The organism is Williamsia sp. D3 (assembly GCF_000506245.1).
GTDB lineage: Bacteria > Actinomycetota > Actinomycetes > Mycobacteriales > Mycobacteriaceae > Williamsia > Williamsia muralis.
In genome coordinates, this window is the sequence record NZ_AYTE01000013.1 from 21,410 (window position 1) to 40,048 (window position 18,639).

The 18,639-nt window shown below is 65.1% G+C and carries 17 protein-coding genes and 1 pseudogene; 11 read left to right on the forward strand and 7 right to left on the reverse strand.

Annotated features, from left to right (window positions below):
• The first annotated feature begins 80 nt into the window (after nucleotides 1-80).
• Nucleotides 81-761: a thiamine phosphate synthase gene (gene thiE, locus W823_RS38165; RefSeq protein ID WP_031331770.1), complete on the forward strand. Its 681-nt coding sequence runs from the start codon at nucleotides 81-83 to the stop codon at nucleotides 759-761.
• 129 nt (nucleotides 762-890) lie between these two features.
• Nucleotides 891-1,379 (forward strand): 2-isopropylmalate synthase, encoded by a 489-nt coding sequence (locus tag W823_RS0128480; protein ID WP_023956293.1) that lies wholly within the window; start codon nucleotides 891-893, stop codon nucleotides 1,377-1,379.
• A gap of 39 nt (nucleotides 1,380-1,418) precedes the next feature.
• On the opposite strand, the gene W823_RS38170 is transcribed toward W823_RS0128480, so the two are convergent.
• Nucleotides 1,419-1,883: a VOC family protein gene (locus W823_RS38170; RefSeq protein WP_023956295.1), complete on the reverse strand. Its 465-nt coding sequence runs from the start codon at nucleotides 1,881-1,883 to the stop codon at nucleotides 1,419-1,421.
• Between the two features lie 103 nt (nucleotides 1,884-1,986).
• Here W823_RS38170 and W823_RS38175 point away from each other — a divergent pair, with 103 nt between their 5' ends.
• Nucleotides 1,987-2,988 (forward strand): YafY family protein, encoded by a 1,002-nt coding sequence (locus tag W823_RS38175; protein WP_023956297.1) that lies wholly within the window; start codon nucleotides 1,987-1,989, stop codon nucleotides 2,986-2,988.
• Between the two features lie 27 nt (nucleotides 2,989-3,015).
• Here the strand turns inward: W823_RS38175 and W823_RS38180 are convergent, their stop codons facing one another.
• Nucleotides 3,016-3,501, reverse strand: a complete 486-nt coding sequence (locus W823_RS38180; RefSeq protein ID WP_023956299.1) for an NUDIX hydrolase — start codon at nucleotides 3,499-3,501, stop codon at nucleotides 3,016-3,018.
• A 178-nt stretch (nucleotides 3,502-3,679) separates the two neighbouring features.
• On the opposite strand from W823_RS38180, the gene W823_RS57690 reads away from it, so the two are divergent.
• The 6 genes and pseudogenes from W823_RS57690 (at nucleotide 3,680) to W823_RS58710 (ending at nucleotide 10,336) form a co-directional block, all read left to right on the forward strand.
• Complete coding sequence (locus W823_RS57690; protein ID WP_152538012.1) at nucleotides 3,680-4,228, forward strand: hypothetical protein; 549 nt, start codon at nucleotides 3,680-3,682, stop codon at nucleotides 4,226-4,228.
• Nucleotides 4,159-5,100 carry a hypothetical protein gene (locus W823_RS38185; RefSeq protein ID WP_152538013.1) on the forward strand — a complete coding sequence of 314 codons (942 nt, stop codon included), beginning with the start codon at nucleotides 4,159-4,161 and terminating at the stop codon, nucleotides 5,098-5,100. The genes W823_RS57690 and W823_RS38185 overlap by 70 nt, the downstream gene beginning before the upstream one ends.
• Nucleotides 5,097-6,089 carry a glutamate ABC transporter substrate-binding protein gene (locus W823_RS38190; RefSeq protein WP_023956301.1) on the forward strand — a complete coding sequence of 331 codons (993 nt, stop codon included), beginning with the start codon at nucleotides 5,097-5,099 and terminating at the stop codon, nucleotides 6,087-6,089. The genes W823_RS38185 and W823_RS38190 overlap by 4 nt, the downstream gene beginning before the upstream one ends.
• A gap of 66 nt (nucleotides 6,090-6,155) precedes the next feature.
• Nucleotides 6,156-8,426, forward strand: coding sequence for a serine/threonine-protein kinase (locus W823_RS38195; protein ID WP_051406429.1), 2,271 nt, complete (start codon nucleotides 6,156-6,158; stop codon nucleotides 8,424-8,426).
• A 240-nt stretch (nucleotides 8,427-8,666) separates the two neighbouring features.
• Nucleotides 8,667-9,194, forward strand: a pseudogene (locus tag W823_RS58705) (DUF222 domain-containing protein); the annotation flags it as partial.
• A complete protein-coding gene (locus tag W823_RS58710) occupies nucleotides 9,194-10,336 on the forward strand; it encodes a DUF222 domain-containing protein (RefSeq protein WP_023956307.1) in 1,143 nt (380 codons plus the stop codon). The pseudogene W823_RS58705 and the gene W823_RS58710, both read left to right, overlap by 1 nt.
• Nucleotides 10,337-10,340: 4 nt before the next feature.
• On the opposite strand, the gene W823_RS38210 is transcribed toward W823_RS58710, so the two are convergent.
• From W823_RS38210 to W823_RS38225, 4 genes are all read right to left on the reverse strand, one after another.
• On the reverse strand, nucleotides 10,341-11,552 hold the full coding sequence (locus W823_RS38210) for an acetate kinase (RefSeq protein ID WP_023956309.1): 1,212 nt from the start codon (nucleotides 11,550-11,552) through the stop codon (nucleotides 10,341-10,343).
• A gap of 1 nt (nucleotide 11,553) precedes the next feature.
• The gene (gene pta / locus W823_RS38215) at nucleotides 11,554-13,650 is read right to left on the reverse strand and encodes a phosphate acetyltransferase (RefSeq protein WP_031331773.1); all 2,097 of its coding nucleotides are present in this window, start codon (nucleotides 13,648-13,650) and stop codon (nucleotides 11,554-11,556) included.
• A gap of 172 nt (nucleotides 13,651-13,822) precedes the next feature.
• Nucleotides 13,823-14,383: a TetR/AcrR family transcriptional regulator gene (locus tag W823_RS38220; RefSeq protein ID WP_023956313.1), complete on the reverse strand. Its 561-nt coding sequence runs from the start codon at nucleotides 14,381-14,383 to the stop codon at nucleotides 13,823-13,825.
• 9 nt (nucleotides 14,384-14,392) lie between these two features.
• Nucleotides 14,393-15,310: a DMT family transporter gene (locus W823_RS38225; RefSeq protein ID WP_023956315.1), complete on the reverse strand. Its 918-nt coding sequence runs from the start codon at nucleotides 15,308-15,310 to the stop codon at nucleotides 14,393-14,395.
• Nucleotides 15,311-15,383: 73 nt separating this feature from the next.
• Here W823_RS38225 and W823_RS38230 point away from each other — a divergent pair, with 73 nt between their 5' ends.
• Complete coding sequence (locus W823_RS38230; protein WP_031331775.1) at nucleotides 15,384-16,280, forward strand: LysR family transcriptional regulator; 897 nt, start codon at nucleotides 15,384-15,386, stop codon at nucleotides 16,278-16,280.
• Between the two features lie 357 nt (nucleotides 16,281-16,637).
• Nucleotides 16,638-17,471 carry a DUF1206 domain-containing protein gene (locus tag W823_RS38240; RefSeq protein WP_023956323.1) on the forward strand — a complete coding sequence of 278 codons (834 nt, stop codon included), beginning with the start codon at nucleotides 16,638-16,640 and terminating at the stop codon, nucleotides 17,469-17,471.
• A gap of 81 nt (nucleotides 17,472-17,552) precedes the next feature.
• Here the strand turns inward: W823_RS38240 and fgd are convergent, their stop codons facing one another.
• Nucleotides 17,553-18,560: a glucose-6-phosphate dehydrogenase (coenzyme-F420) gene (fgd, locus tag W823_RS38245; protein WP_369792595.1), complete on the reverse strand. Its 1,008-nt coding sequence runs from the start codon at nucleotides 18,558-18,560 to the stop codon at nucleotides 17,553-17,555.
• Nucleotides 18,561-18,639 lie beyond the last annotated feature (79 nt).

Genomic DNA, 18,639 nt, shown 5'->3' on the forward strand with positions numbered 1-18,639 from the left:
CCGTCGGTTCGGACCGCAGGCCAGCCCGCTGGTTCGGCCAGGAGGCCGGGCCATGGTCTTGGCAGAAGGTAGATTCGGCGATCGTGAATGCCCGCGATCGCCTGACCACCGCCCAGCTCTACCTCTGCACCGACGCCCGGCGTGAACGCGGCGATCTCGTCGAGTTCGCGGACGCCGCGCTGGCCGGCGGCGTGGACGTCATCCAGTTGCGTGACAAGGGGTCGGCTGGCGAACGCGAGTTCGGGCCCCTCGAAGCCGCGCAAGAACTCGATCTCCTCGGTGCGCTCGCCGAGGTGACCGCACGCCACGGCGCGCTGCTGGCCGTGAACGATCGAGCGGATATCGCAGCGTTGAGCGGCGCCGATGTACTGCACCTGGGGCAGGACGACCTGCCGGTGGATCTGGCCCGCCGCATCGTGGGCGAGGACGTGGTGATCGGCCGTTCGACCCACGATGTCCAGCAGGCGACGTCCGCTGCCGAGCAGCCGGGGGTCGACTACTTCTGCACCGGACCCTGCTGGCCCACCCCGACCAAACCGGGCCGCTTCGCACCGGGTCTCGACCTCGTGCGTGCCACCGCCGACCTGGCATCGCGGCGGCCCTGGTTCGCCATCGGCGGCATCGACGAACAGCGACTCGCGGAGGTACTCGACGCCGGCGCCGACCGCATCGTGGTGGTGCGCGCGATCACCGCCTCGGACGATCCCTGTAACGCTGCCCGCCGTTTGAAGGACAAACTGGTTGCAAGGACAAAATCCTGAGGACTATGGTTGGCGAATCATGAAGCGCATTCTCGTAGTTCACCGCAGCGGGGTCTGATCCGACCGGCCCCCCGTTGCGGGCCGTGAGCGCTACCTGCTGGTCATCCTTTTCTCCGGAAGACCTTGTCGATGAACACTCTCACCACACCAGATACACCGATCTCCCCACATTCCCAGGCCACCGCGCCCGATCCTTTTGCCTCCCGCTATGGCAGATCACTGCCATCGCCGCTGCGGGCCGAGGCCGCCGGTATGACGTGGACAGCTTTCGCCGACACCTACGCGCCGACGACCGGACCGATTCGTCTCGGCAACTGGACCGCGTCGGCCGCCCCACAAGACCTCTTGCACTGTAGGGCGACCATCGCCACCGGCGACGTCATCCGATCGCTCTCGGCGACCGCGACCGGACCGATCAGCGCGCTCACCGACATGCTGTACCGCTTGGGTGCCGGCGTCGAGATCGTCAGCCTCCACCAATACGACTTCGCCGGCGGCGTGGCCACTTTCCTGCTGTGCGAGCGCGACGACCGGCGCACCTGGGCGATGGGGAACGGCTGCACCGGTCAGGAGTCGGCACTGAGTGCTCTGATCGCGGGGGCCAACCGGCTCTACTGAGAGTCGGTCACCGGTAGATCGGCGACGGCCTGTGCCAGATCAATACTGCGCTGCCACGTCGATGATCCATGTGACACCGAAACGATCGGTGAGCATGCCGAAGGCCGGCGCCCAGGGGGCGGGGCCGAACTCTTCGACGATGTCGGCGCCGTCGGCGAGCCCGTCCCACAGGGCACGGACCTCATCGACGCTCTCACCCCGGACCGACACGAAGAACGGCGAGTTCGTGAGGGTCATCTCGTTCTCGCGCCTGGTGACCGGCGTGGGCGCGGCTGCGCGTGAGGGCTCGGCAGGTGCGGGCGCGTCGTAGGCCATCAGACCGAATCCGGCCTGCCCCACGATCTGGCCGAACACAACCCGATCGGCGCCAGGGGCATCTTTTGGCATACCGAAGTCGCCATAGGTCAGGACGGTCATCTCGCCGCCGAATATCGATCGGTAGAACTCGAGAGCCGCCCGGGCCTCACCGTCGAAGTTGAGGTGGGTGACTGCGCTGTAGGTCATATCTGCTCCTTTGAGGCTCGGACACCGGCTTTTCCGGTCCGGTGCCCACTGTGCGCACCTCATAGGTCAGAGTTTGTCCGCTTATCCCGGCAGAATTGACGGCATGCCGCTGACACCCGCCACGAGTACCTCGCGCCGACTGCTGTCGCTGCTGTCGCTACTCCAGGCACCACGCGACTGGCCGGGGTGGCTCCTGGCCGACCGCCTCGATGTCAGCGAGCGCACCCTGCGTCGCGATGTGGACCGGCTGCGTGAACTCGGCTACGAGATCCGCGCCACCAAGGGACGCGACGGCGGCTATCGGCTCGACGCCGGCGCGGTTGTCCCCCCGATGCTGTTCGACGACGAACAGGTCGTCGCGATTGCGATCGCGTTGCAGGCCGCACCCAACACCGGCGCAGACATCGGGGAATCTGCGGCTCGGGCACTGACCACCGTGCGGCAGGTACTGCCGAGCCGATTGCGGCCACGAGTCGACGGGGTCGAACTCACGCCCCTCGCGGGAAACAACCCACCGACAGCCGTAACCGACGTGCTGCTCGCCATCGGCGACGCGATCCGACGCGGCGAAGAACTCCGTTTCGATTACGGCCGTACCGACGACACGGACACCGATCGTGACGACGCCGGCCTGGCGCGTCCGCCCCGCAGGGTGCAGCCACACCACCTCGTGTCACGGCTGGGCCGGTGGTACGTGGTGGGGTGGGATCCCGACGCCGATGATTGGCGGGTCTTCCGAGCGGACCGCATGTCTCCGAGGACACCGACAGGACCCCGGTTCGTCCGTCGCGACATCCCCGGGGGTGACGTGGGCACGTTCTTGGAAGGCCGGTTCAAGGGTTCGACCGACAACACCGACCGCTGGCCGTGCACCGGTGATGTGGTCCTTCACGCCGACGCCACGGACGTACATCCATTCGCCCACAATGGGGTCGTCGAGTCACTCGGACCCTCGCGGTGCCGACTGCGGTCGGGGTCGTGGTCATGGGCGGCGCTGGCGGCCGGACTGTGCAGATTCGACGTCGACATCGAGGTGGTGGGCCCGCCCGAACTCCGCGCCGCCTTCGCTGACTTGGCGCGACGCGCAACGCTCGCAGCGCAGTGACCCGCCCCGCGGTCGGTTGTCGGACGGTCAGGTGTCGGATTGGGAGAACGCGCTGAGCTTGTTGCGCAGCTCGGGCCAGCTCACAGCGAATGCGGGATGGAGTGCCAGGTCGTCGACCTCGTCGGCGCTGACCCACCGCAGTTCCACCGACTCGCGATTGGCGGTGGTGGCCAGTGGGGCGGCCACCTCGGCGATCACCGTGGTGTACGTCCAGCCGCTCGGCGCCCGGTGCGTCACCAGTTCGTCACGCACGGTGAGCTCGGCGTCCGCGATCCCCGCTTCTTCGTCGGCCTCACGGACGGCCGTGTCCACCGCGCTCTCGTGTGAATCGCGGGCTCCGCCAGGCAGTGCCCACGTGCCACCCTGGTGGCTCCACACAGCGCGATGTTGCAGCAGAACGAGGACCGAACTGGTATCGCTCGGGGTGTACAGCAACAAGCCCGCAGCGCCATGCCGTCCCCAATATCGCGATCCGTCCGCGTCGAAAACCCAACCGTCGCCGTCGCCCCGCACGCGACACCTCCTCGCCCAGCCGACCTACCTCGGTGCAACGCTACTTGCCCCGGCGGGGTGACACAGGGCCGCACTGTCGCAACGGGCTCGGTGATTCGCAGTAATGTCGGTTTCACATCCACTCATCTGCGATCAGGACCTGGCCCCGCGAGGCGGGCCTGGAGGAAGAAGGGATCGCGTGACCGGCGGCAACGCAAGTTCTTTGCGTACCCGGCTCATGCATGCGGAGAAGCCGTACAGCGGCCGCTTCCGACGGCCGCTGTTCGATCGGCCCGCTCCCCTGACCCGGCGTGAAGTACTGAGTCTGACCCGTGAGCGCACCCAGAACCCGCTCACCAACATGCGCGAGCTGGCCTGGACCAGCCCCGGCAAACTGATGATCATCTCGCTGGTGCTGCTGATCTCGTCGGTGGTCGTCGGGTGGTATTCGTCCGACACGCTGGACGACCGCACCACCACGCTCGAGAACATGATCGTGCAGACCGAGCCGCTCGCCGAGGCCTCGCAGGTTCTCTACAGCTCGCTGTCCATCGCGGACGCCGCCGCCAATTCGGCGTTCATCTCCGGCGGCCTCGAACCGCCCGAACTCCGCGAGCGTTACAACGATGCGGTCGCCACCGCGGCGCACGCCTCATCCAGTCGGTCAGCGGCGCCGCGATGGACAACACCGAGACCCGGCAGGACCTCACCACCCTCTCGGCCCAGATCCCCGTGTACACCGGTCTGATCGAGTCGGCCCGGATCAACAACCGACTCGGCAATCCGGTGGGCTCGGCGTATCTCGGCGAGGCATCGAACATGATGCAGGAGATGATCCTGCCCGCAGCCGAACGGCTGTACGCCGAGCGCGCCGACGCCATCGGCGATTCGAGAACCAACTTCACCAATGCGCCGTGGGGCGTCTACACGGCTCTGATGTTGCTGCTGGCAGCGATGATTGCCGCGCACCTCTACGTCGCCAGGCGCAGTCGACGACGCTTCAACCTCGGATTGCTGGTGGGCATCGGGTGCGTTCTGATCGGCTTGCTGTGGTTGCTCGTCGGCGGCCTGCTGTCGGTCAACTCCACCGCCAACGCCGAGAACCGCGGCGCGGTTCCGCTCCGCGAGCTGACCCAGGCCCGCATCCTCACCCAGCAGGCTCGGTCCGATGAAACCCTCTCGCTCGTCCGGCGAGGCGATCAGCAGGAGCTCGAGTCGGGGTACGCCAAAGCGGTGGCACAGATCGACACCGTGCTGACCGACTACCGCGAGGACGATCGCAAGGACGTCGCCGAGGACTCGGTGGCCGACGCGATCGACGCTCTCGCCCTGTGGCGCGATGCCCATGCCGCCATCCTCGAACGCACCAACGCCGGCGACTTCAACGGCGCCACCGCCATCGCGGTGGGCGACAACCCCGACGGGTCGGCCGCGGCATACAGTCGCCTCGACACCGCCCTTGTCGATGGCATCACCGACACCCGCAACACGTTCCGCGACGACATCAACACCGCACGGGTGGTCATCGGGTACGCCGGACTCGGGATCATGCTCTTGGGCATCGCGGCCGGCATCGCCGCCTTCGTCGGGATCTTCCCCAGGATCCGGGAGTACCGATGATCACGCGATCGGGACTCCGTGGCCTGGTGGCGGCCGGCGCGCTGGTGCTCGCCACAACCATGGTGGCCGGCTGCGTCAATGCCGAGGCGCCCGAGAGTCTTCCGCCTTCGGCGTCGGCCGCATGGCCACAGCCGGCAGGGGTGAGCCTCGACGTGCCGATCGAGCCTCCCCCCGCCACCGAGTCGTGTGATGCGACGGCGAGTCTGACGCCCGGACCGCTACCCGAACCCGGCAAGATGCCACCGGGCACCACCATGGAGACGATCTACAAACGGGGCTGGCTCAAGGTGGGCCTGGACATCGGGTCGAACCTGCTCTCGTTCCGTGATCCGATCAGCGGCACCATTGAAGGCTTCGACGTCGACGTCGCCAAAGAGCTGGCCCGGGCGATCTTCGGTGACCCCGAGCGGATCGAGTTCCGCATCCTAAACTCCGACGACCGGATGAACGCACTGAAAGACAGTACGGTCGATGTTGTGGTCAAGACGATGAGCATCACCTGCCAGCGACTGCGGGACATCGCGTTCTCCACCGTGTATTACGAAGCGTCGCAACGCATCCTGACTATGCGCAGCTCCGACATCAACGGTGTTGCCGACTTGGCGGGCAAACGCGTGTGCGCGGCCCGCGGCACCACGTCCATCGCACGTATCCAGCAACGGGTGCCCGACGCCATCGTCGACACCGTCTCCACATGGGCCGACTGTCTGGTGATGGTGCAGCAGGGCCAGGTTGATGCGGTCTCCACCGACGACGCGATCCTGGCGGGCATGGCAGCGCAGGATCCGTACGTACACGTCGTCGGGCAGAGCCTCGGCGAGGAGCCCTACGGTATCGGCATCAACAAGAACGACGAAGACCTCGTCCGTTTCACCAATGGCGTGCTGCAGAAGATGCGTGAAGACGGCACCTGGTTCGACATCTACGACCGCTGGCTGTCTATCCTTGGGCCGAAATACTATCCGCCACAACCGTCGTACCGGGACTAGAGGTGATTCGTGAACAACGATGATCCCGCCGAAGGCGACACCGAGGTCGGGACGCAGGCGGTGTCGATGGAGGACCTCGACATCGGAACGCAAGCCGTTCCGATGGAGATGGCCTTCACCGAGCAGACCCAACGAACACAGCAAGACGAACGCCCAGACCGGCCAACCAACCCGGTGCTGTCGGCTCAGACGCCCATGGTCCCCACCAGCCGCAGCTCACGCAGTCGCCGCCGGATGGGCGGCGGCCTGGTCGATGTCCCGCGCGTCTTCGACATCGAGCCCGCCGATGCGGTCATGGACCACGCGGTGGTGGCCGAGGGCAAGCGCAACTGCTGGAAGTGCGGGCGGCCGGTCGGCCGTCAGTCCGGGCCGGGAGCCGGGCCGCTCACCGGGGTCTGCGGCCATTGCGGCGCACGCTATTCGTTTGTACCGGGCCTGGCCAAGGGGACGATGGTCGCCGACCAGTACGAGATCTCGGGCGCCATCGCCTACGGCGGGCTGGGCTGGATCTACCTCGCCATCGACCGCAATGTGTCCGACCGTCCCGTTGTGCTCAAGGGCCTTCTGAACTCGAAAGACGCACAGGCACAAGCAGTTGCACTGGCCGAGCGACAGTTCCTCGCGTCGGTGTCACACCCCGGCATCGTCAAGATCTACAACTTCGTCGAGCACGTTGACCCCGTGGGCAACACCTTCGGGTACATCGTGATGGAGTACGTGGGCGGCAGCACGCTCAAGGACATCACGGCCGTGGACGGCGAATGTGGGCCCGGCCGAAAGCTTCTCACTCCCGAGCAGGCGATCGCGTATCTTCTCGAGGTGCTGCCGGCGGTGAACTACCTCCACTCGGTAGGGCTGGTGTACAACGACATCAAGCCCGAGAACATCATGGTCGGCAGCGAGGACGTGAAGCTGATCGACCTCGGGGCCGTCTCCCCCATCAACGGTTACGGCCATCTCTACGGAACACCTGGTTTCCAGGCCCCGGAGATCGTCAAGACCGGCCCACAGATCGCCACCGACATCTACAGCCTGGGCCGCACCCTGGCCGTCCTGACTGTAGACATGCCGATGGAGAAGGGCCGCTACCTCGACGGTCTGCCGGATCCCTCGGAGGCGAAGGTGTTCGCCGACAACCCCTCGTTCTATCGGTTGCTGCAGCGCGCAACCCATCCCGATCCCACCAAGCGTTTCGCCAGTGCCGACGAGATGGCAGGTCAGCTGCTCAACGTGCTCCGCGAGTTGGTCGCGGCGCATTCCGGCGTGCCACGACCCGGCCTGTCCACGGTCTTCAGTCCACAGCGCACCACGTTCGGCACCGAGATGATGCTCGCGCCCGTGGACGGAATCCTCGAACCCGTGCGCGCGCAGATCAAGCTCGACACCACCGATGTTGTCGCCGCCCTTCCCGTGCCGCTGGTCGATCAGTCGGATCCGGCTGCCGGACTGCTCAACTCGACTGCGCTGTCCGAACCCAGCCAGACACTCGACTCGATCCGTAGCGCCCGCGAGGGTGGACTGTCGTCGGTGATCGGTACCGACCCCTCCGACCACCACCCGTCCCGAGAGATCGACCTGATCGAGGCACGCGCCTATCTCGAACTCGGGGACGCACAGACCGCTCTCGACCTGCTCAACCAGGCCACGGAGCATCACGGAAAGTCGTGGCGCACAGAATGGTTCCTGGGGTTGTGCGCGTTGCTGATGAACGATGTGGAGGTGGCGCACGCACGGTTCAACGACGTGCTGGCCGCCATGCCCGGCGAAGTGGCACCCAAGCTCGCGGTGGCGGCGACCGCAGAGCTGATGAACAACCATGACGTTGCGTTGCAGCACTATCGGACGCTGTGGCAGACCGATCGCGCGATCGTCACCGCGGCTTTCGGGCTCGCTCGCATGCGGTTCGCCGGCGGCGACATCGACGGCGCGGTCAAAGCACTCGACGACGTTCCGCCCACGAGTCGTCACTACAACGCAGCGAGTTGCACGGCAATCCTCACCCTTGTCCACGGCCGAGATCCCGCCGAGGTCACCGAGGAACAGCTGCGCGAGGCCGCCAGGCGACTGGACGCCATGTCCGACACCGAACCTCGCAAACAACGTCTGGTGATCCTGGTCCTCGGCATCGCCATCGGCTGGATCCATCGCCGACCCGACCAGTCACCCACCGACGCGTCTGCGCGCGGCGACATCCTGGGCTACCCGTTCAACGACCACGGCCTGCGTGTGGGCTGCGAGCAATCACTGCGGCGACTGGCGCGGGGCACGATGAACCGAACCCAGCGCTTCTTGCTGGTCGATCTTGCCAACTTCATCCGGCCGCATACGTTGTTCTGAGAAGCAACCCGAAGCCGAATTCTTCTGCAACCAGCCCCATTTCGTAAGTTTGGCGAAGATTCGGTAAGCGCAGATATGTCAGACCGTGTAACTACAATCGAAAGCATGTTCGAGCATTGGTCAGAGCTGGGTGAGCGGAACATCGGTATGGTGCCCGCCGCGCTGGCGCGCCCCAATGAACTGCTCCGCACGGCGGAGCGGGCAATGGCTGGGCAGGGCTACTTGGAATGGGCACGCTACATGGCCGCCGCCGAACTGCATCGCCAAGTCGTCGACCCCGCGATCGATGCTTCCGACTTGTACCTGGATGCCTATGCGAGCTGCGCGGCCCGCCTCGCCGCAGCCCAGCACTTGTCGCAGGTCGCCGCAGAGAACCATCTCACCTGCGCCTTGGCGTTGCGCGATCGACTCCCGCAGGTTGCCGAGATGCTGAAAGACGGATATCTTGCGCCGCACCATATTTCGACCATCGTCGCGCGCACAGATCTCATCGAGGGATCCGAGCACACCGAAGCCATCGACCGCGACATCGCTGATCAGCTCCGTCGCCGCGGATCCTGGTCGAGGAATCGCCTGCGAGACATGGTCGACGCGACGATATTCCGCCGCGACCCCGACCTGGTGCGTGAAGATCGCAGCGCGGCAAAGGACAAACGAGGAGTGTGGGCTGAAGGTCATCAGAACGGGATGTCCGAACTCACCGCCGTCGTCGCAGCCGAGAACTCGGCCATGATCATGCATCGCCTCGAGAAGTTGGCAGCATCGGTATGCAAACGCGATACGCGGACCAAGCCACAACGCATGTCCGACGCCCTCTTCGCCATCACCATGCGCGCGAGTTCACTTGTGAATGCGACAGCGATCTCAATCATCCCTGCACCGCCGACATCATCACCGTTCCCGCCGACGGAGTCTTCTCGGGCATTGACGCCAAGATTGTCCTGCACGCCATCGCCAACCAGTCGACCCTCGACGGCGACGACAAGCCCGGGTACCTCCAAGGTCATGGCGTCATCTCAGCCGCGCACGTCCGTGACCTCGCAGCCCACGCCAACACCACCACCCGCCCCCTCGGCAACACCGAGACCGGATACGTCGCAGCACCTCGACCCGAACCCTCAGCGAACCCTGAACCAACGCACTCTTCCTCAGCACAATCAAACACCGACAACCGCGGCGATACCGAGACCAACGCCAACGCGGCCGGCGGTCGGGTTTCCGAGCAGAACGAACAGCCCGGACCGATCACCCGCGCCAATTGCGCAGCACCACAACCCTCCCGAGCCGTGCGAAGAGCCATGAAGGGCACCAAGCAACACCATGCGATTCCGCCCGATCAACCGCAACTCGACCTACTCATCGAGGCCGAAACCAAAGCCGGCGACCATGAACCCGTCTTCCAATGGCCACCGCTACCCACCGTGCAACCGGGCGACCACTACCGCCCGTCGGCGGTCCTCGACACGTATCTCCGAATCCGGGATCTTTACTGCACCTGGCCTGGCTGTGACAGACCCGCATGGTCGGCCGACCTGGACCACACCCAGGAGTACAACCACGACGACCCCGCCAGCGGTGGACACACCCATCCCGAGGGAATGAAAGCCCTCTGCCGTTTCCACCATCTACTCAAAACCCATACCGCGTGGCTCGACGACCAGTACGTAGACGCGCACGGCCGCACGCGGACGACCATCACCACCCCGGAAGGCCGGACCTACCACGGACCCAGCTGGACGGGTGACGACCTGTTCACCGGCCTTCGCTTGATCGTCTGGGACCAGAGTCCACCGAATCGCCGACGGGTCAGAGCCGACAACCCGGTCAGAACTATGTCCCGCACGCGAGCGAAACACCTACGGCGTCACCAAGAAAGAATACGCAACCGCCGGACCCGCGAGCCCGGATAGCTGGCTAACCCTGCAGCGCCGCCACCGACTGCCTCGCGATCGCGAGTTCCTCGTTGGTCGGCACCACAAGAACGGTGACGGCCGAATCGTCGGTCGAGATGATTCGCGCCTCACGGCTTCTGGCCGCGTTGCGTTCTGGGTCGATCTGGATGCCGAAACAGTCCAGACCCGCGAGGCTGTCGGCCCTCAACTTCGGAGCATTCTCGCCGACCCCCGCGGTGAAGACGATCGCGTCGGTACGGCCCAGGGTCACCATGTAGGCGCCGATGTATTTGCGCAGCCGGTGAACATACACCTTGTAGGCCAGCGTCGCGTCGGCGTCGCCTGCCTCGACCTTCTCGGTGAGCGTACGGAAGTCGTTCTCCCCACTGAGACCTTTGAGCCCGGCCTTCCGGTTCAGCATGGTGTCAATCTGGTCGACGTCCATGTCCGCCGCGCGCCGAAGATACATCACCACACCTGGGTCCACATCACCGCTACGTGTGCCCATCACCAAGCCCTCGAGGGGGGTCAGGCCCATCGACGTCTCCACCGGGCGGCCACCCTCGATCGCCGACGCCGACGCGCCGTTACCGAGATGCAGCACAATCTGATTCAGGCTCTCGCGATCGGCACCGAGGAACTCGGCGGTCACGCCCGACACGTACTCGTGCGAGGTGCCGTGGAAGCCATATCTCCGGATGTCGTGCTTCTTCGCCAACTCGCGGTCGATCGCATACGTGGCGACATGGTCGGGTAAGCCGTGGAAGAAGGCGGTGTCGAACACCGCCACAGACGGCACATCAGGCAACAACTCCCGTACCGCTTCGATGCCGACGAGGTTGACCGGGTTGTGCAGCGGCGCAAGGTCCTCCAGTTCCTTGATCGCAGCAACGACGTCATCGTCGACGACGGTGGGGCGATAGAACTTCGGTCCGCCGTGGACCACCCGATGACCCACCGCGACGATGCCTGCCGATCCCAGATCGTGCCCGGCCTCCGAGAACAATTCGAAGACCTTGGCGAGTCCGGCCTGGTGGTCGGCGATCTCGCCGACGAACTCGTTTTCCTCATCACCCTGGACGTGCTCGACCCGCGCCTGGGCCTCCCCGATCCGCTCCACCAGGCCGTGAGCCACAACCGTACCCGAGTCGGGTTGCACGAGCTGATATTTCAGCGACGACGAGCCTGCGTTGAGCACCAGGACGGTGTTGTCGGGATTGCTCTGGGATGTCATGTCATTGCTCCGCGTCGTCTGGTTGACCCTGGGCCTGGATCGCGGTGATCGCCACGGTGTTGACGATGTCCGAGACCAGCGCACCGCGCGATAGGTCGTTGATCGGTTTGCGCAAGCCTTGCAAGACGGGACCGACGGCCACCGCATCGGCGCTGCGCTGCACGGCTTTATAGGTGTTGTTGCCGGTGTTCAGATCAGGGAAGATCAGCACCGTCGCCTGTCCGGCGACCGGCGAATCGGGCATCTTCGACTTGGCCACCGAGGGATCGACTGCGGCGTCGTACTGAATAGGTCCCTCCACCAGCAACTCCGGCGCTCGTTCCCGGACGAGTCCGGCAGCTGTGCGCACCTTGTCCACGTCTGCGCCGCTGCCCGATTCGCCGGTGGAGTACGACAACATGGCCACCCGCGGCTCGATGCCGAACTGAGCAGATGTGGCGGCGGAGGAGATGGCGATGTCGGCCAGCTGCTCGGCGGTGGGGTCGGGGACGATGGCGCAATCGCCGTACGCCAGAACGTGGTCGGCGAGGCACATGAAGAACACGCTCGACACCGTCGACACACCCGGCGCCGTCTTGATGATCTCGAACGCAGGCCGGATCGTGTGCGCAGTGGTGTGCACGGCGCCCGACACCATGCCGTCGGCGTAACCCAGTTGCACCATCAGGGTTCCGAAATACGAGACGTCCTGCACTGTGCTGCGGGCGCGCTGCAGGTCCATCCCCTTGTGCTTGCGCAGCTCGGTGTAGACCTCGGCGAACTCGTCGAGTAGTTCCGACGACGTCGGGTCGATCACGTCCACGCCGGTCAGGTCGACATCGAGTTCGGCGGCCCGATCCCGCACTGCCCGTTCGTCTCCGAGAATGGTGAGGTCGGCCACCTGTCGTCGGAGCAGTCGTCCGGCGGCACGCAGGATGCGGTCGTCGCCGCCCTCGGGCAGCACGATGCGTTTACGGATCTTGCGTGCCCGCTCGATCAACTGGTACTCGAACATCTGGGGGGTGACGACCTCGGGGATACGCAACTTCAGCTTCTCGAGCATCGCCACGGAATCGACGTGCTCCTCCATCAGATTGAGAGCCACGTCGATTTTGCGTACCGAGTTGATGTTCATCCTCGCGCGGGCATGGGCTGCGGCCCTTGCCGTTTCGTAGGTTCCCTGTTCACAGCAGATGAGCGGCAGAGGCGACTGCAACCCCTCCATCAACGCAGCGATCTTCGGGTGAGGTTTGATGCCACCGTTGAGGATGATGCCGGAGAGCTTGGGGAACCCCTCGGCGGCATTGGCCGCCACCAGCGAGACCAGCACATCGGAGCGGTCGGCCGGCGCGATCACGGCAACGCCTTCGGTGAGTCGTTCCAGGATGTGCTCGATGGTCATCCCGCCGACCATCACATGCATGGCCTCCCGGCTGAGCAGCTCGGGATCGCCGCTGTACAACTCGCCGCCGAGTTCTTCCATCAGTTCCCCGACCGTCGGCGCGATCAGCACCGGGTCTTCCGGCAACGTCCACGTCGGCAGTAGGGTGGCCTCCTGCAGCGCGTCCTTCACCGAGTCCAGCCGATCCGGGTCACAGCGGTTGGCGATCAGCGCGACCGCCTGAGCGTGGTTCTGCTCCAGCTCGTGCAGACACAACTCGGCCAAACCGACCACTTCGGCGTCGCTGCGGTCCGCCGCCTTGAGCGCCAACAGCATCGGCGTCTGCAGGTTCGCGGCGATCCGGGCGTTGAAGCTGAGTTCGGACGGACTGGCGATATCGGTGTAGTCCGACCCGATCACCAGTACGGAATCGCATCGCTCCTCCACCGCATGGAATCGGGTGACGATCTCCCCGAGCGCTGCCTCCGGGTCGGCATGGACCTGCTCGTAGGTGACGCCGATGCAATCCTCGTAACTCAGGTCCGTCGAATCGTGTTCGATCAGCAACTCCAGGATGTAGTCGCGCCGGTCGGACTTGGTTCTGGAGATCGGCCGGAACACCCCGACCCGGCCGCCCGAGGCGGCCAGCAGGTGCAGCACCCCCAACGCCACTGTCGACTTGCCGGTGTCGCCTTCAGGTGAGGCCAGGTAGATGCTGCTCGATGACGAAGCGCCCATACCGCCCACCCTAATGTGGGCGCAAAGGGCCGGCCGTGCGACGGGCCTCATCAGGCGGATCACCAGCCGGATCCGGTACGCGGCTGCCTTCAGCAGAGCTGCCATGTCCGCCCTGTGCGGGCCATCGTTGGCCGGGCCTGCGCACGGGCTGCGAGGTTGCCGGACGCCGAGCTCACCGGATCGTCGAACGCACCACCATGTCCGCGATGTCGTCGTCGGACAGCGCACTGCGTGGAATGAGCATGTAGGAGTAGATGATTCGAATCATCATCTCGGTGGCTCGGCCGGCATCGGGCACCAGCGCAGCCTCGAGTTCCGGCTCGTTCGCGAAGTTGCCGACGCTGTTCGCCACGATGAGGTCCACGATGGTGACGTCGGAGGTGCGGTCGGGACCACGCGCCACGATCGTGGTGATGATCTCTTCCGGCTCGTTCTTCAGGATGTATTGCAGCGCTTCGTGATTGCGAATGTAGTCGAGCACGTTGAGGACGAGGACACGAACCTTGTCCGCCGGCTCGGGTTCGGACGCGGTCCACTCGGCGATCAGGGTACCGAGCCTCTTCACCTCGCGTTCGACGATCGCCTGCACCAATTGGTCGCGGCCACCGAACATCCGGTAAGCGGTCGCCCGGCCCACCCCAGCATGCCGCGCCACCGACGTCAGGCTCAGTGCACGAGCACCGAATCGTTCCACCACAGCGATGGCAGCGTCGACCATCCGCTCTCGATCCATGCAAGAAGGTTAAGAGGTGGCAACCGGTTCTGGTACATCGGCCGTCGCTCGGGACCGGCGCCGACTGATCGCGACACCCGCGAGGGCCATCGCGCCACCGACCAGGCCCAGTGGGGTGGGCACCTCACCGAGGAAGAGCCAGGACAGGCCGATGGCAATCGCCGGTACGGCCAGAGTCGTGGCCGCCATCTTGCCCGCGTCGGTACGGGTCAGCGCATATGCCCACGTCAAGAATGCGATCGCGGTGGGTCCCACGCCCAGGAAGATGACCCCCGTGATCGCCCCTGCGGAGGCATCGGCGAGTTCGTCGATCGCCTGCGGCGCGAACGGCACCGTGGCCAGCAGACCGGCGAGGCAGCCAACCCATGTCGCCGTGACGGCGTCGACGGTGCGCAGCGCCACCTTCTGCATCAAGACGCCGGCCGCATACAGCACGGCGGTGATCAGTCCCAGGATGATGCCGAGCTTGTCGTTGTGGCTGCCGCCCGAACCGCCGAGGGCGATGAGCAGCACCCCCGCGAAGGCGATGAGGATCCCGATCACCAGTGGCTTCGGGAAGCCTTCTCCCATGAACAGGCCTGCGAACACCGCCACCAGGATGGGCGCGAAATTGACCAGCAGCGCGGCCGTTCCGGCATCGAGGTGTTGTTCGGCCCAGTTCAGCAGCACGGTGTACGCGGCAAACCAGAGCAGGCCGTAACCGATCACCAGTCCCAGCGCCCGGCCGCGAGGGATCGGACGGCGATAACGCAGTGCGATGACAACCAGTACCACGGCGCCGACAGCGAGGCGGGTGAACGCCATCGCACCAGGCGACAGCGTCTCACCGACAAATCGGATGACCACAAACGACGACGCCCACAGCAGCACCGTCACGATCGCGGCCACCACCGCGAGATTGTTCGACAAGACCTTCACAGCGACCACTCTGATTCATCCGACACATAAGCACAAGCGATTTCTCCTTGAGAACACTTCAGTGCAGCTGTACAGTTCGACCATGCTCGACGCCCACCGCCTCCGCCTGTTCCGCGCTGTGGTCGCCGCCGGATCCATCAACGGCGCAGCTGCCGCATTGGGCTACACACCATCTGCCGTCAGCCAGCACCTGGCCGCCCTCCAGAAAGAGACCGGGCTGGTCCTGGTCGAAAAACGTGGCCGCGGAATAGAGCCGACCATGGTGGGCCGCACGATCGCCGCGGAGGCCGGCCACGTGCTCGAACGTCTGGCAGATCTGGAATCGCTTGTCGCGGACCTGCGGTCGGGGCGGGTGGGAAGTCTGTCGGTGAGCTATTTCGCCTCCGCCGGGGCTGCCTGGATACCCCCGGTCATCGCGGCGATCACCAACGAGTTCCCCCGCCTTCGCATCGACTTACGTCTCATCGAACTGGTCCACGACAGCTCCGGCGAGCCCGATGTGGAGATCTTCGTGGAGGGCGCCGCGTCCACGTCGCTGCGCGGATACGACATCGAGCCCCTGCTCACCGAGCCGTACGTGGTGGTGCTCCCGGAAAACCACCCACTGGCCGCACGTGACGAGGTCGAGTTGTCGGCGTTGCGCAACGAGCGCTGGGTGGACAACGACGTGTCACGCGGCCCATGCCGACAGGCAATTCTGGATGCCTGCTCGGTGGCGGGTTTCAGCCCGGGGTTCCACATCGAGACGCACGACTACCCGACGGCGATCAGCTTCGTCGCGGCAGGTGTGGGCGTCACCGTGCTGCCCGAGCTGGGCACCGGGAACCTGCCGCCCACGGTGGTGGCGCGGCCGCTGCAGAACCCGACACCGACGCGCACGATCTCGGTGCGTACCCGCGACGCCGTCCGCGACAACCCCGCCGTGCACCGCATCATGGAACTGCTGCGCGAGCGGGTGGCGTTTCCTCAGGCGGCCTGAGGCTCGGCATCCGCGTGGCGCACGATGATGCTGGCCATGCCGTAGATGGCCCACGCTGAGGTGACGATCGATTGTGTGATCACGATCAGGGGAAAGAACTGCACGGTGGAACTCCTCAAGTAAGCGGGTGACGGGCCGGCACATCTGAGTCGGCGGTGACTCACTTCTTGGATGCCTTCAAGTGTCGGCGGGCGCTTCCTGCACACCCGAACCGAACAAGTCCACCAAAGTAGACAAACAGCTCAGGGCTGTCGACCAAATCGGCCGCTTTGTGATCGACGCAACCATCCGCACTAAGGTTGAGTGGATCGCAGGTCGAACATCGTGCCTGCGTGTTCTGCAGCTGAAGGGTTCACCATGACCGACAAATCAGTGTCCGGCGCCGTCGATAGGGCCACGGACAGCTCCGCCTTCGAACGCCTGGCGCGAGCCGGGCACGTCGTGAGCGGACTGCTGCACCTGCTGATCGCCTACATCATCTTCCGGCTGGCATTCGGTTCCGGCGGCAGCGCCGATCAGTCCGGCGCACTCGGAACCCTCGCAAAGAACTCGGGCGGCAAGTTCGTGTTGTGGCTCGCCGCGGTGGCCTTCGTGGCCATGGCGCTGTGGCGTCTGGCCGAGACCATCGTCGGACCACACGCCACCGAGCCGGGCGACGGGAGCGACTCCGAAGGAAAGAAGGACGCGTCCGCGCTCTTCGACCGGCTGAAGGCTCTGAGCCTGGCGGTTGTCTACTTTGCGTTCGCATTCTCGGCGGTCCAATTCGCCCGTGGCACAGGACAATCGAGCGGCAAGCAGAACGCCGGCCTGTCGGCGCGCCTGATGGAGAACGGGGCGGGCAAGACGCTGCTCGTTGTCATCGGGCTGATCATCATCGCCGTCGGCGCGTACCACGTCTACAAGGGAGTGACGAAGAACTTCCTCGACGACCTCAAGGTCTCCGACGGCAAGGTCGTCACCCCATTGGGCGTGGTCGGGTACACCGCGAAAGGTTTGGTGCTGGCCGGTGCCGGAATCCTGGTGATCGTGGCATCGGTGAAGTCGGATCCGTCCAAGGCCACCGGGATCGACGGTGCGGTCAAGACGCTCGGCGACGCACCGTTCGGCCAGTTCTTACTGGTACTCGCCGCCATCGGCATCGCGGCCTATGGCGTCTACAGCTTCGCGATGGCCCGCTACTCGCGCATGTAGCTCCCGATGATGTGCCCTTTTGGCGACTCCCACCTGGGAGTTTGCTCGCCAAAAGGGCACACTTTCGGGAAGGGCGGGCGGTCAGCCCAGCTTGCGCAGGCGGGGTTCGAGGTCTTTCTGGAAGTTCTCGAGGAACCGTTGCTGGTCGTGTCCGGGGGCGTGGAAGACCAGGTGGTTGAGGCCGGCGTCGGTGTACTGCTTGACCTTCTCCACGGCCTCGTCGGGGTCGGAGGCGACGATCCAGCGTTTGGCGACCTGCTCGATCGGGAGTTCGTCGGCCAGGCGTTCCATCTCGGTGGAGGAGTTGACGCTGTGCTTCTGCTCGGCGGTCAACGACAACGGCGCCCAGAAACGACAGTTCTCCAACGCCAGCTCAGGATCGGGATCGTAAGAGATCTTGATCTCGATCATCCGGTCGATGTCCTCGAAGTTGCGTTCGGCCTTGTCCGCCCCTTCCTTCACCGACGGGATCAGCTTCTCGGTGTAGAGGTCCATCCCCTTGCCCGAGGTACAGATGAAACCATCACCAGCGCGGCCCGCGTAGCGGGCGACCACCGGGCCACCGGCAGCGATGTACACCGGCACCGGCTGCTCGGGAATGTCATACATGTAGGCGCCCTGGGTGTGGTAGTACTCGCCCTCGAACGTCACCTCTTCACCGGTCCACAACTCCCGCATCAAACGGACTGATTCGCGCAGACGGGCGAAGCGTTCCTTGAACTCGGGCCACTCCCCCTGAAAACCGGTTGCGTACTCGTTGAGTGCCTCACCCGTACCCACGCCGAGCATGATGCGTCCGGGGTACATGCACGCCATCGAAGCGAAGGCCTGCGCGATGACCGCCGGGTTGTAGCGGAAGGTCGGTGTCATCACCGAGGTGCCGATCTGCACCCGCTCGGTACGCTCACCCACCGCCGCCATCCACGCCAGCGAGAACGGGGCATGCCCACCGTTGTGACGCCACGGCTGAAAATGATCGGACACCGCAACCGAATCCATACCGTGGGCCTCAGCCGCCACCGCGATCTCGACGAGCTCACGCGGATTGAACTGCTCTGCCGAAGCCTTGTATCCGAGTCGCAATGCCACAGTGATCTCCTCATCGTCCAGCTCTGTCCAGCACAGGTCTTTCCAGTTCACCACAAACCCGCACCGCCCCGGAGGCCGG

Excerpts from the sequence above, each read along its gene's own strand:
- W823_RS0128480 (WP_023956293.1), top strand. The coding sequence starts at position 891 with ATGAACACTCTCACCACACCAGATACACCGATCTCCCCACATTCCCAG.
- W823_RS38195 (WP_051406429.1), top strand. The coding sequence starts at position 6,156 with ATGGAGGACCTCGACATCGGAACGCAAGCCGTTCCGATGGAGATGGCC.
- W823_RS38190 (WP_023956301.1), top strand. The coding sequence starts at position 5,097 with ATGATCACGCGATCGGGACTCCGTGGCCTGGTGGCGGCCGGCGCGCTG.
- W823_RS38175 (WP_023956297.1), top strand. The coding sequence starts at position 1,987 with ATGCCGCTGACACCCGCCACGAGTACCTCGCGCCGACTGCTGTCGCTG.
- W823_RS38170 (WP_023956295.1), bottom strand. The coding sequence starts at position 1,883 with ATGACCTACAGCGCAGTCACCCACCTCAACTTCGACGGTGAGGCCCGG.
- W823_RS38185 (WP_152538013.1), top strand. The coding sequence starts at position 4,159 with ATGGACAACACCGAGACCCGGCAGGACCTCACCACCCTCTCGGCCCAG.
- W823_RS38210 (WP_023956309.1), bottom strand. The coding sequence starts at position 11,552 with ATGACATCCCAGAGCAATCCCGACAACACCGTCCTGGTGCTCAACGCA.
- pta (WP_031331773.1), bottom strand. The coding sequence starts at position 13,650 with ATGGGCGCTTCGTCATCGAGCAGCATCTACCTGGCCTCACCTGAAGGC.
- W823_RS38230 (WP_031331775.1), top strand. The coding sequence starts at position 15,384 with ATGCTCGACGCCCACCGCCTCCGCCTGTTCCGCGCTGTGGTCGCCGCC.
- W823_RS38240 (WP_023956323.1), top strand. The coding sequence starts at position 16,638 with ATGACCGACAAATCAGTGTCCGGCGCCGTCGATAGGGCCACGGACAGC.
- W823_RS38220 (WP_023956313.1), bottom strand. The coding sequence starts at position 14,383 with ATGGATCGAGAGCGGATGGTCGACGCTGCCATCGCTGTGGTGGAACGA.
- W823_RS58710 (WP_023956307.1), top strand. The coding sequence starts at position 9,194 with ATGCAAACGCGATACGCGGACCAAGCCACAACGCATGTCCGACGCCCT.